Raw genomic sequence first — 14,960 nt, 5'->3', positions numbered from 1 at the left:
CCGGGGTACCCCTCCCTCGATTGCCGACCAGCCCTCCGGGGCTTGGCGGATTGCCGATAACCCCGGAGGGCATTTGAGGAAACCATGGACACCGGCCTCTGGATTCCCGCGCCGACGATTGCGCCGACGGCCTTCATCCGTTGGGTGAAAGAGCGTTACCCCGGCCTCAGTATCGGGTGGAACACGGTGAAGTGCTGCTATGCGCTGATGCGGCAGAACGTCAAGACGAAACAGTGGGAGCCGTTCAAGCTGCTCAAGCGTCCGGACGGGACCAACGTGCCCCTGAACGACGAGGGCCGGAAGTTCATCATCGACTCGGTCTGTCACAGCAGCGAGCGGAATCGCGACGACATGGCCGCGAACGTGCTTGTTAACGAGCACAACCGCAGACAGCAGCGGGCGCAGGACGACCTGATCCGCTACGCGATTCTGTCCAACACGCACTACATCGGGCGCGGCAGCCGCACATTCATGGGGAACTGACGATGTATCCGACCAAAATCATCAGCATGGCGAAGAATCTGCTGGGCGAGAACATCGTCGCGAACCGCTACGACGCGGACCAGTTGATGCAGTTCTTCAACGAGGCGCAGAAGAACCTGGTCGCTGAGGCCCGGAGCATGTTCCCCTTGCTTGGCCGGATATCGACGACCGTCACGCAGACGGCGGGCACAGAGACGACGAGCCTCCCCGACTTCCACGAGTCGCTGCTGCTGCTTCGGGACTCGACGCAGGACGTGTCGGTCGCCGACCACCTTTACCCCGTGCATTGGGCGGACCAGGCGGGCAGCGGCTTTGCCGTAGCGGACAACGAACTGCTGTGGGTCAGGAACGACCAGACGCAGGTGTGGACGCTCTGGTATACCCGCGCCCCGTGGGACTGTCACAAGGGCGTGGCCACGGCGGAAACGGACATCACGAGCACGAGCATCATTCTCGACGACACGGCTTCGGCCCTTGAGGGCGAGTGTTACTACGGAGACATGTTTGACGACTACTACAACGGCGCGAAGGTGGTTGTCACGGACTGTACCACAGCGGCCAAAGAGTTTCAACAGCCGGTCATTACGGATTATGCAGGCACGACGCGGACCGCAACCATCGCGGCGTGGCCTGGCGGGACGCCGGACGGCACGGTGACGTACGAGATTCAGCCGATGCTCGATCCGATGCGTTGGGCCGACCTCATGGCGTGGGAACTCAACCTGCGGATCAACTCGATAGCGAGAGACGACCCCGCCGTCTACTCGAAGCGGCATCCGTACGGGCAGCAGCGAAACCAGTTCCGCAGCCACTGGCGGGGACTCCAGCGGCGCATGAGACCGTCGATACACATGGTCTCTTACGACAGACAATAGGGAGCGAGACATGGCAGCGACCTGCACTGAGGCAATCAAGCGATGGAAACACCCGCAGGGCGGGTACGTCTACGCCCTGGAGTTCTCCTGGACCGCACACACGGACGGGGCAGTGACGAGTGCGGTATCGACGCTGACGCCCACGGGCAACCGGATTCAGGGGCTTGTGCTCGGCATCAAGACGCAGGACAACGGCACGAACCCCGGCAACGGCTACACCGCGACGTTCAGCGACGAAGACGGCTACGCCTTTGCGACCATCACCGGCACGACCGGAACGGTAACGTATTACGGGGCACCGGCAGTCACGGCCCCCGTGCCCGTCATCGACACGGCAAGCATCAGCCTGGCGGTCGCCAGCGCGGGCAGCGGCGGGCAGGGTTTGACGACCCTGTACGTCTGGTCGCACTACGACCTGAAGTTGGCCGCATAATTCTCCTTGACAGGCATCGTTTCGTGTGGTAGATATCCCGCAGGAGGATACGACCATGCGGAAATGCCTGAATGCTTTAATCGTCGCAGTATCGTTCTGTGGCAGCCTGAACGCGGCCCCTATCGTCATCGAAGGCGTCCCGGCCTATCTGTGGTACAAGGGCTGTGCGCCGACTTCGGCGGCGATGCTGGTATCGTACTGGCAACCGGAACGGCAGGGCCAACCGCTGATTTCGGAGCTTGCCCAACGGATGCTGGCGACTCCATCGGGCGGCGTGCAGTGGTATCGCATCGACGACGTGCTACGGACCTATGACCTTGCTGTGACGCCGATTATCTGGTGGCAGGGCGACACCTTCGTGACGACCTACCGGGGCGAGATAGACGCGGGGCATCCGGTGCTCCTGAGCGTGGACGTGACGGCGGACGGAAACGAAGACCACGTTATCCTGGGTGTCGGGTACGACGACGCGCGATATCTGGCATTCAACACGTATTCGATGACGGCGCAATGGTATGACCTGAAGCGCGTTCAGTCGGGAGTATCCTACGGGGTGTCGCGGGCGATGTTTGTAGAACCCATCCCCGAACCGTCCGTTTGGGCCTTGTTTGGGACCGGCTTGCTGCTTCTTGGACTGAGGGGGAAGCGATGATCAGGCAATTCGAGCGGCAGGGGCACGTCAACTGGGTAGACACCAACGACGTGTTTGTCGGATTCGCGACGGAGGAGAAGTGCTGCGAGAGGACGGGTTGGTTCTGTTGCGACACGGAAGAGGCTGTGTTCGAGGAACTGGCGAGCTTGCAGGTCATCGACGCCGGCTATGACGCCCCGCCAGCCCCGGCGCGGGAAAGGCTTTCGGAAGAAGGCGCGGTTTTCGACCCGGATTACTGTGTCGTCATCAGAAGGCTCGACGGGACATCCAATCAGACCCGCGACAAGTGCAACGCGGTCATTCTGCGGGTTCTGAACGGGGACACGAGGTATTTCTGCATTTACAACCTGCACAACGGTTATTACATGCACGGTTTCAAGATGGGGCGCGGTCCCGATGACCGCGACCCGGACGTAGAACTCGAACTCTGATTGGTCTTGTCTGACAACTGAATATCGCTTCAGGGCCTCATGAACCCCGGAGCAATCAGCCCGCTACCGTGACAAACGGCAGCGGGTTTTTTTCTGTACGGAGCGGACATGGCCTACCAGGACCTGACGACCTACACAGCGGTGGACCCGAACGGCGACCTCACCGTCACCTCCGCGCGCGTCGCCGTCGACACGCAGGTACGCAACACCATCGCCTACGTCGCGAAGGACTTCGGCGCCGGCCACTTCGACGACTACGCGCACGAGTTCGAGTTCGCCTGGGACTCGGCCAGCGACATCCAGGGGCAGACGGTCCTGTGGGGCGTCACCGACGCCCCGGGCGGTCTCGTCGGCATGACCAGCGGCTTCGGCGTGACGGCCTACGACAACAACGACGCGCCGTTCGTGCGTCTGTGGGAGTTCGTCGCCGACGTCTACTCGGACCTGATCAACCTCGTCAGCGGCACCACCTACTACGCGCGCGTCGTCAAGAGCGGCACGACGGCCACGATGAGCGTGTTCTCGAACGCGGCGCGCACGACGCAGGTCGGCGTCGATCGGTCGCTGACCGTCCCCGACGATGGACATCGCTATCTCCTCGCGCACGCCTCGTGCGACTCCACGTGGAACGGGACGGCCGTCGCAACCTGCTGGTCGCAGAACTTCGAGCTCTACGAGGACGAGCCGGGCGGCGCAACCCCGTGGCTGTATCTGCCGCAGAATGCCAAGATCATCGGGAGTTTCCAATGAGTTATCCGAGAAACGCGGCGACGCCAAAGGCTGTGTGCATCGGGCGCATCACGCTGATTGCCGATGGGTCTGCCGTCACGTCGGGCGCATCGGTTCGCGTGTCGCTCGACGGCGCGGCCTGGGACGCGGGCGGCGGGACGTTGTCCTACGATGCGACCTCCGAGAGCGCGTCCTACGCCCCGACGCAGGCAGAGACCAACGGCGACGTGCTGCGCATCGCGGTCTACAAGGCGTCCTGCATCGGCTGTTCAGCCACGGTGTTCATGGACCCGGCCGACCTCGCCTCCATTCTGGCCGATACCGACGAACTCCAGGGCAATCAGGGCGATTGGGCCACGGCGACAGGCTTCAGCACTCATTCCGCGGCAGACGTGAAAACAGCGATAGAAGCCGCTGGTTCTTCCATCGCTTCTATCCTGGCCGACACCGGGACGGATGGCGTCGTCGTCGCGGCAGCCAGCAAGACCGGCTACACACTCGCGGCTGCGGGACTGGACTCCGTGGACACGACGGAACCCGCCAACTACGCGAGCATGAACTTCGCCGAACGGCTCGACTTCGTCTTCCGATACCTGACGCAGAAGAAGACGCTGACGGCGACGCAGAAGATTCTGAAGAAGGCGGACGGTACGACGACGGCCCTGACGTGGCCGGTGAGCGACGACGACACGACGGAAACCGAAAACGCGGCGACCTGATGCTGAACGGACTCAGACAATGGATGACCGGAACGTGGTTCGACAACGCCTGGCGTGTCCCTCAGAGCCTGTTGACGCCACGGAAGGCCCTGACGCGCCAGTATGCGACGGACGCGCCAAGCCACAAGCTCGATCTCGAAGTGAAGGGGGGCGGATACTACACAACCTACGAAAAGCGCCCCGATGCGACCGACACCGGCCTGTCGCGGCACAACATTCTCGTGCTGGTGAACAACACAGACATGTCCCGTAGCGTAGCCGACTATTACATGTCGGCGCGGCGCATCCCTGCCGTCAACATGCTGAGCGTGGACGTAGACCAGTACTCGACCGACGACACGGCCTACATGAGCGAGGAGGACGCCGAAGTCCTGTGGGGTCTCATCGAGGCGCACATCGACGACAACGATCTGGACATCCGCTGCCTGTTGCTGATGCCGGATTTCGTCCTGGGCGTCGGGACGCTGCTTGACTCGACCGCCTTGGAACAGTGGTTGTCGAAGCGGTCAGGCGGCGGCTATCTCGGACAGAGCAACCCGTACTTTCTGGCGACGCACGAAGAAACTCCCGTAGCGCCAGTCGAGCAGTTGCAGTTGACCGAAGTCAAGCATTACACCGCCTCACTTCAGGCGACGACCGGGTTGAACGGGTGCAACGGCATGATCTTGGCTTGCAGACTCGACGGTCCCAATGAGACGATCATCAAGGGGCTCATCGACAAGGCGATAGCGGCGGACGGAACGGGATTGCCGGGCACGTGGTATTTCGACTGGTGGGGTGATGACCCGACGAATGAGTTCAACGATGTGTACCGCGTCTGGGACGCGGAGCAATTGGGCAACCTCGGAAACTGGGACCCGCCCGCGACGGTCGGCGAGGACCTCGGTCGGACCGTAGTTCAGCAGACGACCGGCACGACGCGCATGTGGGAGTTTACCGACGGCGACGCGGGATTCTACATCGGGTGGTACACGTGGCCCCCGCCTGCGCCGATACCGACGAGCAGGGCGTGGGCTGACGGGGCCATCGGCATCGAGATCAACAGTTCCGGGATGAAAGCCAAAGACCCCGCCTGGCGATTCGCGATGAAGGACGCCGGAAGCTATGCGGGCAAGATGTTGAGCGAGGGCATCACGGCGACGTGCGGGGCGATAGCCGAGCCGAGCACTGCTGGATTTCCGGAGATGAAGGGCTTTCTGCAAGGACTCCTGGCCGGGCTGACGTTGGTCGAAGCCTATTCGATGACCACAATTCACATCGCCAGTTGGAGAGTGGTCTGGATCGGCGACCCGCTTTACAGGCCGTTTGGGGTGTGACATGAAGCTTAACGGGCTGAGACAATGGATGACGGGCAGCATCTTCACCGGCGACTGGCGCGTCCCCCAATCCATGCTCGTGCCGCGATTCCCGTACCGAAGCAAGCGGACGCCGTACCGCAAAGAGTCGCGCATCCTCTACGGAACAAAGGTCTGACATGGGACACCTGTTCCCCAAACACGACCGCAACAGCGACACATTTGTCGCGAAGGTCAACGGCGAACCCGCGGTCATCGACCTGTCGGGCGTGCCGGTAGACGACAACAACCTGATCGGCACGAGGCTTGACCGGCTTGAGCGCGTCGCGTGGTTTCTGGGCTGCATCGACTCGCAGATCGGCGACGGCCTGTGGTACTGGGTCAGGATGCACGACGCGAACAACAAGTTCAAGAAGTCGCTCGTGCGCGGGTACTGGCTCAGGGAATCGGACACCGATCCGGCGTTGACCGAAGGGGACCGCGTCATCGCCACTCGCGACCGCCACGGGAGGTGGGCGTTCGTGACTTTTTTTAGCAAGTACGAGGTCTTCGCCGACGCCGGGACGAACTACACCAGCATCAGCCAGGACACCGGCAACGGCACGCCGGGGACGTTCAGCCTCTACGAGAGCAACGGCGGGGCCGATGAAGTGCGCGTGCTGGTACATAGCGATTTCGTCTACGGGGCAACCCGCAAGATCGAGCGCGTGGTCTTTGACATCGTGCATCAGGCGTCGGACTGGCAGCGGCAGGAGAGCGTGGACGACGACATGGATGCCGGGGCTACGACGGCGGCGTTTGACGCGGGCCTGTATGTCGGCATCAAGCCGATACTGGAGGACTTCGACCCCGCGACCATCGACTGGGCGGGCGGCACGGCGTTGAGCGTGGGGAACGAAGCGCTCTACAACGTCGCACTCATGCAGGAGGGCGTTCTGTCCTGCACGCTGGACGGCACCGATCCGGCTGACATGGCCAACGCGACCTGCACCTTGAGCGGCGAGTGGCCCCTGTTGATGACCGTCAGACGCGAACTCACGAACGCGCTCGACTGGAACGACCAGGTCGCGATCTACGGGTTCCAGATACGGGTCGCGTGTGACGGCGCTTCGGACTTCTGCTCGTGGACAGGCACCCCGGACGCAGACGTTTCTCAGGCATACGTAATCAGGGCGTGAACATGCCAAGCCTCGTGCGCTCACAGACCTTCGGCGGCGGCGTGGCCCGGATGAACGACTCCGCGAACCCGGCCATGCTCGACCACACCGTGTTCCCCGTGCTGCGCAACGTGGACCCGTTCTACGTCGGCGACATCCGCAAGCGCAACGGGCGCAAGCGCCTCTCCACGTCCAAGCTCCATCCCTCAGACGTGGCATCCGGCAGCATCGGGCAGATCACCAGCGTCATCCCCTACGACATCTATTCGGGCGGCACGAGATATGCGGGGATCCTGCTCAGCGACGGCAAGTATATCTGGAGCATGACCGGCAGCAGCGGCAGCCCGGTTCAGTCGGCGGCCCTGCACTCGACCGGCACATTGGCCAGCACGTGGCGCGGCATCGGGCACGGCGCGTTCATCTATCTGGTGAACGGGACCGACAAGAACCTCATGGCCTATATCAGTGCGGGGGCGCTCGTCATCATCCAGTCCGGCATCGAGCCGCCCGCAACGACGTGGACCGTCGCGGAATCCAACGGCACCGCACGCTACGCTACCGACGACGTGGTTTACATCCGCTGCGCGTGGAGCAACCCGACGACGGGCGTGGAGTCCAACCCCTCCCCCGTGACCGCCGGGGCCGACAACATCGGCACCTACAAGGTCACCATCACGGCGGGCAACGACGACATCGACATCACCATTCCGGCCGGCACGCAGACCGGAGTCACGACGGCCATCATCTACGCATCCCGCGCGAACTCTGCTGCGGGCGAAGACCCGGACCTCTGGTATGACGGCGAGAAGGCCGAGAGCACGACCTATTCCCTTGCCGACGACGGGCTAGGCAGCGACACCGCGTTCACCGAGATCATCTGGACGGACCTCGACAACGCCCGCGTGGAACGCGACCTGCCGCCGATTTCCCCCTGCATCGCGTCCTACGCGCTCCGGGCGTGGTATGGCGGGGCGGGGGCCGATAACGCGCCCTACGAGGGCTGCCCGGCCAACTGGATTCTGTTCTCAGACGTGGACCGTCCCGAATACGTCGCGTTCACGGACCAGCAGACGGACCATTACGACGGCACGATGATACCGCAGACGAGTGGCGACGTTCAGAACTTCGCGCTTGCCGGTGATCGACTCGTAGTGTTCACGCCCGAAGATACGTGGACCGTCATAGGCGATGCCCCGCGCTTCCTGCTCTCGCACACGGGCAGGGGCGCGGGAGCTATCGCACGCGACGGCGTGTGCTCAGGCGACAGGTTCGCCTACTTCCTCGCACGCGATGGGGTCTACGTCCACTCCGGCACGGACCAGGCATCGCTCACCCACCAGATACTCGACACCACCTATGCGAGCCTGGCCGCGACCTACCTCTCGAGCGGACTGGCCGTCTGGTATCCCACCAAGCAACAGGCTTGGTTCTTCGTGCCGTCGGCGTCCTCGACTGTCAACGACACCGTGCTGGTCTACCAGGTGTCCCGCGACGGCAAGGGAGGCGCATGGGCCATCTACGACGGGTACGTGGTCAAGGCCGCGTGCTGCGCCAAGCGGGTTCACGAGAACACCTACGTGCCGTACATCTACGTCGTAGACAACCAGAACATCATCTATCTGTGCGACAGCGGGACCACGGACGGGGCGGTCGATGTAGGCGGCACCATGAGTGCAAGCACGCGGAGCGGGACGGTCACCTCCGGCGGGGCAACTACCTGTACCGATTCCACTGCGAGCTTCTATGCAACGAATGACGACCTCATCGGCTGCCCCGTCTGGGTCACGGACGCAACCGGCGGCAACGCGCAACTGCGCTGGGTCACGGCCAACACCGGCACGCAACTGACCGTCGGCGCGGCATGGGACAGCAACCCCGCCGCGGGATGGAAGTACTACGTCGGCGGCATCGGGTTCCGCGTGGTGTCAGCAGGGGTCCAGATGGCCGGCGAGGGGTTCCACTACGTCACCCCCACGGGCGTAGCGTTCCACATAGACCGGAACTCCTACAGCGGCACGGACTCGATGTACTGCTACATCCTGACCGACGGGGCGACGAGCATCTACAGCGGGGACACGAAGAAGACCGTCGCGCTGGGGGACAGCAGCAAACTGCTCGACTGGCCGTCCGTGGCGTTCAGCGCCAACGATCACGTGGAGGGCGGGCAGATTCAGGTATGCCTCGAAAACTATCAGACCGACCGCGCAATCCGGGTCAAGCGTTTCGTGCTGAACTACCGCGTTGACCCGACCCGACTCGGAGGTGTGTGACATGGCAGGATTCAGGAACTCGTTTCAGCCCGACATGGCGTCGCTGTGGAGATACTTCCAGGGCAGGCCCACCGGACCCATCGGGATGCGGCAGTCGCGACAGAACAACGACCTGATGCGCATCTATCTTCAGTCCGAGACGGACCCGCAGATCAGGGCCGCGCTTGAACGCGCGATCAACGCGGGCAGTTTCGAGTCGGCCCCCACCAACATGCTTGCGCTTGCCGGACTGAGCAAGGCGGAGCAGGACCGGGCCACGTCCCGCACCGAGCAGTCGCAGCAGGACGCGCTCCGGTTGCTGGCTGCCGACATCGGGGAACTGCCCCCGGATATCGCGGAACGTTTCGGGGTAGACGCACAGGGCAACAACCGCATGGACAAGCTCCAGGCCGACGTGATGCGGGACATCGGGCTTCGCCGGAGCGGGTTCGAGCAGCAGGCCAGACGCGAGGCGATGACGACGCGGGCGCGTGGCGGGTTCACCGGGGAGTCGGCACAGGACGTGTCGGCTATCGCGAACCGGGGCGCAACCATCTTCGGGCGGCAGGCCGGGACGGAGCTTGGCGGACTCAGGCGCGAGTTTGAGGGACGCCGGGAACGCGGACTGGGGAACATGGCCAACATCCTGGCCAACACGACCTACAGCCCCAGCAACTACGGGAGCCTTGCGGAGCTTGGACAGTATGGCGGCGGGGGCGGGACGATAGGGCGCAAGACCTCAATCGGCGGCAACCGTTTCGGCGTCGGACTCAGGGGCGGGACCGCACGGACCGGCGGCTACACCGTCAGCCCGCGACCGGCCAAGAAGAAGACCTTTGCTGAACAGATGGGATGGTAATCCATGCCGAACATCCAACAGGGCGGCTACGGTTCCTTCGGAACGGTCATGCAGGGCGCGTATCGCAGGCTCTACATGAACCGGATGCGCCGCGCCCAGGCCGACGCCGAGGCCCAGCAGCAGGCAATGGAGCAGGAACAGGCCATGGCCCAGCAGCAGGCCGAGATGCAGAAGGAACTGGCCGAACGCGAGATGAAGATGCAGGAACGGCGGGAACAGAGGGAATGGGACCTGAAACTGGCCCAACTGAAGGACGCGACGGATACCGAACGCGCAGAGAAGGAGCGGGAGTTCCAGGCGTCACAAAAGCAGTTGGACCGTGAGGCGAAGGCGGAAGCGGACCGGGAGGACAACCAGCGGCGACTGTCGCAGGAATTGAGCGACCTCACACACAAGGCCAACATGCTGACGCTCACGGGCGAACGGGACCGGGCGCGTGATCAACTGGAACACGAGAAGTGGCTGACGCAGGAACAGAGACTCAACCGGGCCATCGACGTACGCGAGAAGGATATAGACGCAGACAACGCAATGGCCACCGAGAACCTCTCGCTTCGCACGCGCATCGAGGGACGACACGTCAACGAGAGCGAGCGCGACTACCAACTCAGGGTCCAGAAGGCGATGGCTGACGAGCAGGGGGCCAGGTCGAAGCTCCGCATGAACAACGCCGCAGCGATGGACAAGGCCAACAAGGTGAAAGACCCAGCCAAGCGGCTCAAGTATCTCCAGGGCGAGCCGATCCCGGAGCACGAGATTTGGGAGCCGAAGTGGAAGTATCCCGAACGCATGGTGCCGACGATTCCCGAAGACGTGACGGCCGATACCGTCATGGGCAACAAGGCCGTGCTCGGATGGCTGCAACTCTACGCGCCGCAGATAGTGATGGAGGGGATGAAGCGCGACGCGGCGATGGAGGAAATCATCGCGGCCCTGGAGAAGTCGGCAGAGACGATCCTGTCGGATGAGGACAGCGTGGCGCTGGCGCAGAACGTCGCACGCGCGAGCATTCCGGGATGGATGAAGGCCATACAGGACGAGCGATGAGCCTCTACGAACAATACTACCGCGAAACGCTCGACACGCCAGAAGAACGCAAGCGCAAGCGGCGCGAGTGGGCCGTCATGCGGTCGCGCGAGCAAGCGTTCGAAACGGGCGATCCGAAACGCGCCGAGCCGTTGCCGAAGGAGCCGCTGCCGTACGTTCTCCCCGAAGGTGGCATGCCTGAAGAACTCGCGGGCGTATTGAAGAATCTGGCAGACCCGGTACTCGGGGGCAAGCCGCCCGACATGAAGGCGTTGCGGCGGAAATATTCCGACAACCCCAAGGTCTGGGCCGACTTCATGCAGGGCTTCCGCAGTCTGCGAGCGGCACGACAGGGCTACGACGGCAACAGGGAGCAGGAATACGTCCGCGCCCTTGCGGGAGAGGAACGCTACGGAAAACCCGAAGACACCCACGAAGGCCGGGGATGGTTTGCGACGCAGGGGGCGGCATTGACGCGGGGCACCGTGTCCCTTGCCCGTCAGCCGAAGGCGGTCATGAATCTGGGCGTGATGATCGGCTCGATGATCGGCAGGACGAACGCATGGCTTTCGCACGCCAGCGGGGGCATCGACGACAAGACCTACAATGCGTGGCTGAGCGAAATCGGCGACGCGAACAAGATGATCAGGTGGTATGACGAACGGGGCAAGTCGGGGGATCTCGTCCGCGCGGCCAATGACTGGCTTCAGAAGCATCCCGGCATGAAGCGGTCCATCAACCCCGGCATGATTGAGAACGCGGCAGAGGCGTTGCCCTACGTCGCGGAACTGGCACTGCTGGGCGGACCGGCTGCACCCATCAAGTTCCTGCTGTCCTTTGCGACGGCCGCAGACCGGCTCTACGAGGACGCGATAGCGCGAGGGGTTTCACCTGAGAAGGCCGAGCAAATCGCGTTGGCGGGCGGACTCGGTACGAGCGTGCTCGAATACGCGGAGATCGGGAAGCTCACGAAGGCGAGCAAGCGCGGCATCATGGTCACGGCCCTTGAGGAAATGGGAATCGAGGGGGGGCAGAATCTTGGCGAGTGGCTTGCCCGGTATGAGGTGGCGGGAATCAAGCCCACCAGCGAGGACGGCAAGGCCGCGTGGGATGATATGAAGGCGGCGGCGGTGTTGTCGGGGGTGTTCGGCGGGCCGGGCAAGATTCTTCAGCACGGGCCGGATGCACTGGAAGCGATCCGCAACGCACGCGCTGAAGCACACAGGGGCATGCCGTCCCGACGCAAGACCGAGGGCGGGTTCGCCTACATACCCGGCAAAGATGCTGAATCCCAGCCCCCCGCCAAGCAGCCGTGGGAGATGACGGCGAAAGAGCTAGACCCACTTATTGCCCGTGGCGATGTCAAGGCGTGGCAGATTACGCTCGGCCAAACGCAAGAGCACATGCAGCGACAGGACAAGGCCGACATATATAAGATACCGGGCGGTACGTCGAAATCTACCATTGCCCGAGCGCATCGGGCCTCCGTTGAACAAGCTCTTTCCCAAGCCAAGTCCGTTCCCCCCGAAGTCCTCGCCGACTATCCCGACCTCGCGGAGAAGTACGGGACGCAGTCCGACTTCCCCGAAGCCGAGGAACCCGCGAAGGCGGAAGTTGCACCTGAAGTGACGGCAGCCCAGCCCCCCGTTCAGCCCCCCCAGGCTCCCCCCGAAACCCCGGCAGCGCCGGAACCGGAACCGGAAGGGGAGGGCATAGACCGGGGCGGGATTCAGCGGGCCGTCGAGCAGGCGGCAGAGGCGGAACACCGGGGGCAGTACGAGAAGCCGGAAGCCGTATCCATGACGCAGAGCGCGGCGCTGGCGCAAGCCCAGGAACGGTTCGAGGCGGGCAAGGCCGAGGCCGCTCGTGAACTCGCCGAGGACATGGACGTGGAGCCGGAGCCGGGCGAAGGCGACCCGCACTTCGTGGCCGCGATCCGCAAGAACATCAAGGCCCGCATCCGGGCCGTCACCCAGTCGGGTTCGCGCGAACTCACTGTGCGCGAGACAGACCTGTTGCGCAACGCGTTGGAACACGAGGAGCGAGGGGCGCGGCGCGAATGGTTGCGGGGCGAACGCAAGGCGGCGGCCGCTGAACGGCAAGGCGAACGCAAGGGGCAACTGGAACTCCAACAGGTGCAACTGGACAACCTTGAACTCATTGAAGCGGAACTGCCGCCTGAGAAACGCGGCAGGCTGTTCCGTGCCGTCTTGCGCGGTCGCACGCCGACTCAACAGCAGGCGACGCTGACCCGAATCTGGCAGGTCATCAACCAGCACCGCGATTCCGTTGCCACGGCGGAACTCAAAGATGCGCTTGCCAACCTCGATAAGCGGCACCTGAGAGCAGAGTATCAGGATCGGGCAGAAGCCGTATTGGGCGGCTTCCGCATGAAGAAGACGTCGCAGGAAGTCCTCCACCAGATGCGCAACGTCCTGGAGTATGTGGAGCGCGAAGGGGAGGAGAACGTAGCCGTTCCGCTAAGCCTGTTGCGTCAGGCAGAACAGATCATCGCGGACCATGACGCGGGCAAGAAAGCCCTGAGCGAACTATCGCCCGATGAGAAGCGGACCATCGCCTACGCCCTGAACGCCATCCGGCACGAGAACGACGTAAAGAACGAATGGCTTGCGGGGAGGGAGAAGCGGCGGGTCGATGACGACCTGAAGGCCGCTCCGCAGGAGATCAAAGACTACGGCGGAGAGAAGTATCGTACGCCCGCGGGGCGCACCTTTGCGCGTGAGCCGGGCCTTGCCGGGCGTCTGGCAGACTGGTTCACCGGCCTGATACACCGCGACGCGCAGCGCCCCAAGACCATCATCAATAAGATCGTCGGCAAGACCGGCGAAGTCGTCCGCCGCGTCCTGTGGGATAACATGCACGAGGGGAACCGCCAGAAGTTCGCCCTTACCGTCGAGGGCCTGAAGGACACGCAGCGGCTTCTCGAAGACAGCGGCCTGACGCGGGAGCATTTCGCTCCGGGTGGAGACTTCAACCTCACGCAGTGGGTTCAGCCGAAACAGGGGACCGTCACCGATCTGGAGGGGAAACCGCTTCAGGGTGTGGAACTCACGCTCAACCAGCAGATGCGGCTCTACGAGATGTGGCTCGATCTCGATAACCGCGACGTAATGATCAAGTCGGGCTTCACCGTCGGCGAGGAGCAGTTGAAGGGCTTCAGGTTCGACCGCGAGGCGTTGCTGGACATCTTCCAGGACATGCCGGAGGACGCGCGAAACGCCGTCGAGCGGGGCGCGATGTACCGCACGGCACGTCTGGGGCCGCTGGTGAACGAGGCATGGCAACGGCTTTTTGGTGTGCCGCTGTTTGCGAAGCAAGAGGGCCTGCACGCCAACCGCCAGCGCGACGCGCGGTATCTCGCACAGCAGAAGGAGCCTATGGCCCTGTTGCGGGGATGGGCGGAGCACGACCTGAGCGATCAGGGCATCTTCAAGCAACGCAAGGGCGGCAAGACGCCGTTGACGCTCTCGACGGGATGGATGGAGAACCACGTCGAGCAGATCGTCCGCATGTCGAGCTACATCGGGCAGTACGCCCCCAGCCTGGACGCGGTACGGCTGCTGGACAACGTGGGGTTTCAAGAGGCTGTGCGCTCCGCGTTCGGGCGCAGGCGCGGGCGTCAACTGCTGCACGCCCTTAACCGCTACGTCCGGGACTATGCGGGCCTCGACATCACAGCCCCAAGCGACAACCTGAACCGCATCACCAATACCCTCACCCGGCTCGGTACGCGCGGGATCATGGGCCTGAACCCGCCCAGCATAGCCATTCAGATATTCGGCACATTGAACCTTCTGCAAGAATCGTCCATCGGCGAAGTGGCGAACGGTTTCAGCCAGTTGGCCCAGGATGACATGAGTTTTAAAGAGTTTGTGGACCAGCATTCCCCGCTGCTCTGGTTGCGTTACCACGGCAGCCCTGCGGGATTGGTGACGCCGGGAACGGGCGGACTGGAAGAGGCGGTCACGGCGGTCTTCGGCTCGTCGGGATGGGACAAGACGCTGGCCCCGATATCCTGGGGCGACCGCGCC

The 14,960-nt window shown here is 63.4% G+C and carries 14 protein-coding genes; all 14 read left to right on the top strand.

All coding sequences use genetic code 11. The annotated features are described in order from the left end of the window. Positions 1-84: 84 nt before the first annotated feature. Positions 85-483 (top strand): hypothetical protein, encoded by a 399-nt coding sequence (locus WC683_05795; GenBank protein ID MFA4972105.1) that lies wholly within the window; start codon positions 85-87, stop codon positions 481-483. 2 nt (positions 484-485) lie between these two features. Continuing rightward, complete coding sequence (locus WC683_05790; GenBank protein MFA4972104.1) at positions 486-1,358, top strand: hypothetical protein; 873 nt, start codon at positions 486-488, stop codon at positions 1,356-1,358. Positions 1,359-1,368: 10 nt separating this feature from the next. After that, entirely contained in the window at positions 1,369-1,791 is a 423-nt protein-coding gene (locus WC683_05785) for a hypothetical protein (protein ID MFA4972103.1), read from the top strand. Between the two features lie 55 nt (positions 1,792-1,846). Beyond that, entirely contained in the window at positions 1,847-2,443 is a 597-nt protein-coding gene (locus WC683_05780; GenBank protein ID MFA4972102.1) for a C39 family peptidase, read from the top strand. Then, a complete protein-coding gene (locus tag WC683_05775; GenBank protein MFA4972101.1) occupies positions 2,440-2,874 on the top strand; it encodes a hypothetical protein in 435 nt (144 codons plus the stop codon). The genes WC683_05780 and WC683_05775 overlap by 4 nt, the downstream gene beginning before the upstream one ends. Positions 2,875-2,982: 108 nt before the next feature. Further along, positions 2,983-3,624 carry a hypothetical protein gene (locus WC683_05770; GenBank protein MFA4972100.1) on the top strand — a complete coding sequence of 214 codons (642 nt, stop codon included), beginning with the start codon at positions 2,983-2,985 and terminating at the stop codon, positions 3,622-3,624. Further along, positions 3,621-4,322 carry a hypothetical protein gene (locus WC683_05765; protein ID MFA4972099.1) on the top strand — a complete coding sequence of 234 codons (702 nt, stop codon included), beginning with the start codon at positions 3,621-3,623 and terminating at the stop codon, positions 4,320-4,322. The genes WC683_05770 and WC683_05765 overlap by 4 nt, the downstream gene beginning before the upstream one ends. Further along, positions 4,322-5,638 (top strand): TIGR03790 family protein, encoded by a 1,317-nt coding sequence (locus WC683_05760; GenBank protein MFA4972098.1) that lies wholly within the window; start codon positions 4,322-4,324, stop codon positions 5,636-5,638. The genes WC683_05765 and WC683_05760 overlap by 1 nt, the downstream gene beginning before the upstream one ends. 1 nt (position 5,639) lies before the next feature. Continuing rightward, positions 5,640-5,795, top strand: a complete 156-nt coding sequence (locus WC683_05755; GenBank protein MFA4972097.1) for a hypothetical protein — start codon at positions 5,640-5,642, stop codon at positions 5,793-5,795. 1 nt (position 5,796) lies between these two features. Beyond that, the gene (locus WC683_05750; protein ID MFA4972096.1) at positions 5,797-6,795 is read left to right on the top strand and encodes a hypothetical protein; all 999 of its coding nucleotides are present in this window, start codon (positions 5,797-5,799) and stop codon (positions 6,793-6,795) included. Between the two features lie 2 nt (positions 6,796-6,797). Then, entirely contained in the window at positions 6,798-9,044 is a 2,247-nt protein-coding gene (locus WC683_05745; protein ID MFA4972095.1) for a hypothetical protein, read from the top strand. A gap of 1 nt (position 9,045) precedes the next feature. Further along, a complete protein-coding gene (locus WC683_05740) occupies positions 9,046-9,882 on the top strand; it encodes a hypothetical protein (GenBank protein MFA4972094.1) in 837 nt (278 codons plus the stop codon). 3 nt (positions 9,883-9,885) lie between these two features. Continuing rightward, a complete protein-coding gene (locus WC683_05735; GenBank protein MFA4972093.1) occupies positions 9,886-10,929 on the top strand; it encodes a hypothetical protein in 1,044 nt (347 codons plus the stop codon). After that, positions 10,926-14,960 (top strand): hypothetical protein (locus WC683_05730; protein ID MFA4972092.1); only part of this gene is annotated, 4,035 nt, incomplete at its 3' end. The genes WC683_05735 and WC683_05730, both read left to right, overlap by 4 nt.

Source organism: bacterium, from assembly GCA_041648665.1.
In the GTDB taxonomy this organism is placed as follows: domain Bacteria; phylum UBA10199; class UBA10199; order 2-02-FULL-44-16; family JAAZCA01; genus JAFGMW01.
This window is presented reverse-complemented; position numbering and strand designations above follow the sequence as displayed.

Excerpts from the sequence above, each read along its gene's own strand:
- WC683_05795 (MFA4972105.1), top strand. The coding sequence starts at position 85 with ATGGACACCGGCCTCTGGATTCCCGCGCCGACGATTGCGCCGACGGCC.
- WC683_05790 (MFA4972104.1), top strand. The coding sequence starts at position 486 with ATGTATCCGACCAAAATCATCAGCATGGCGAAGAATCTGCTGGGCGAG.
- WC683_05785 (MFA4972103.1), top strand. The coding sequence starts at position 1,369 with ATGGCAGCGACCTGCACTGAGGCAATCAAGCGATGGAAACACCCGCAG.
- WC683_05780 (MFA4972102.1), top strand. The coding sequence starts at position 1,847 with ATGCGGAAATGCCTGAATGCTTTAATCGTCGCAGTATCGTTCTGTGGC.
- WC683_05775 (MFA4972101.1), top strand. The coding sequence starts at position 2,440 with ATGATCAGGCAATTCGAGCGGCAGGGGCACGTCAACTGGGTAGACACC.
- WC683_05770 (MFA4972100.1), top strand. The coding sequence starts at position 2,983 with ATGGCCTACCAGGACCTGACGACCTACACAGCGGTGGACCCGAACGGC.
- WC683_05765 (MFA4972099.1), top strand. The coding sequence starts at position 3,621 with ATGAGTTATCCGAGAAACGCGGCGACGCCAAAGGCTGTGTGCATCGGG.
- WC683_05760 (MFA4972098.1), top strand. The coding sequence starts at position 4,322 with ATGCTGAACGGACTCAGACAATGGATGACCGGAACGTGGTTCGACAAC.
- WC683_05755 (MFA4972097.1), top strand. The coding sequence starts at position 5,640 with ATGAAGCTTAACGGGCTGAGACAATGGATGACGGGCAGCATCTTCACC.
- WC683_05750 (MFA4972096.1), top strand. The coding sequence starts at position 5,797 with ATGGGACACCTGTTCCCCAAACACGACCGCAACAGCGACACATTTGTC.
- WC683_05745 (MFA4972095.1), top strand. The coding sequence starts at position 6,798 with ATGCCAAGCCTCGTGCGCTCACAGACCTTCGGCGGCGGCGTGGCCCGG.
- WC683_05740 (MFA4972094.1), top strand. The coding sequence starts at position 9,046 with ATGGCAGGATTCAGGAACTCGTTTCAGCCCGACATGGCGTCGCTGTGG.
- WC683_05735 (MFA4972093.1), top strand. The coding sequence starts at position 9,886 with ATGCCGAACATCCAACAGGGCGGCTACGGTTCCTTCGGAACGGTCATG.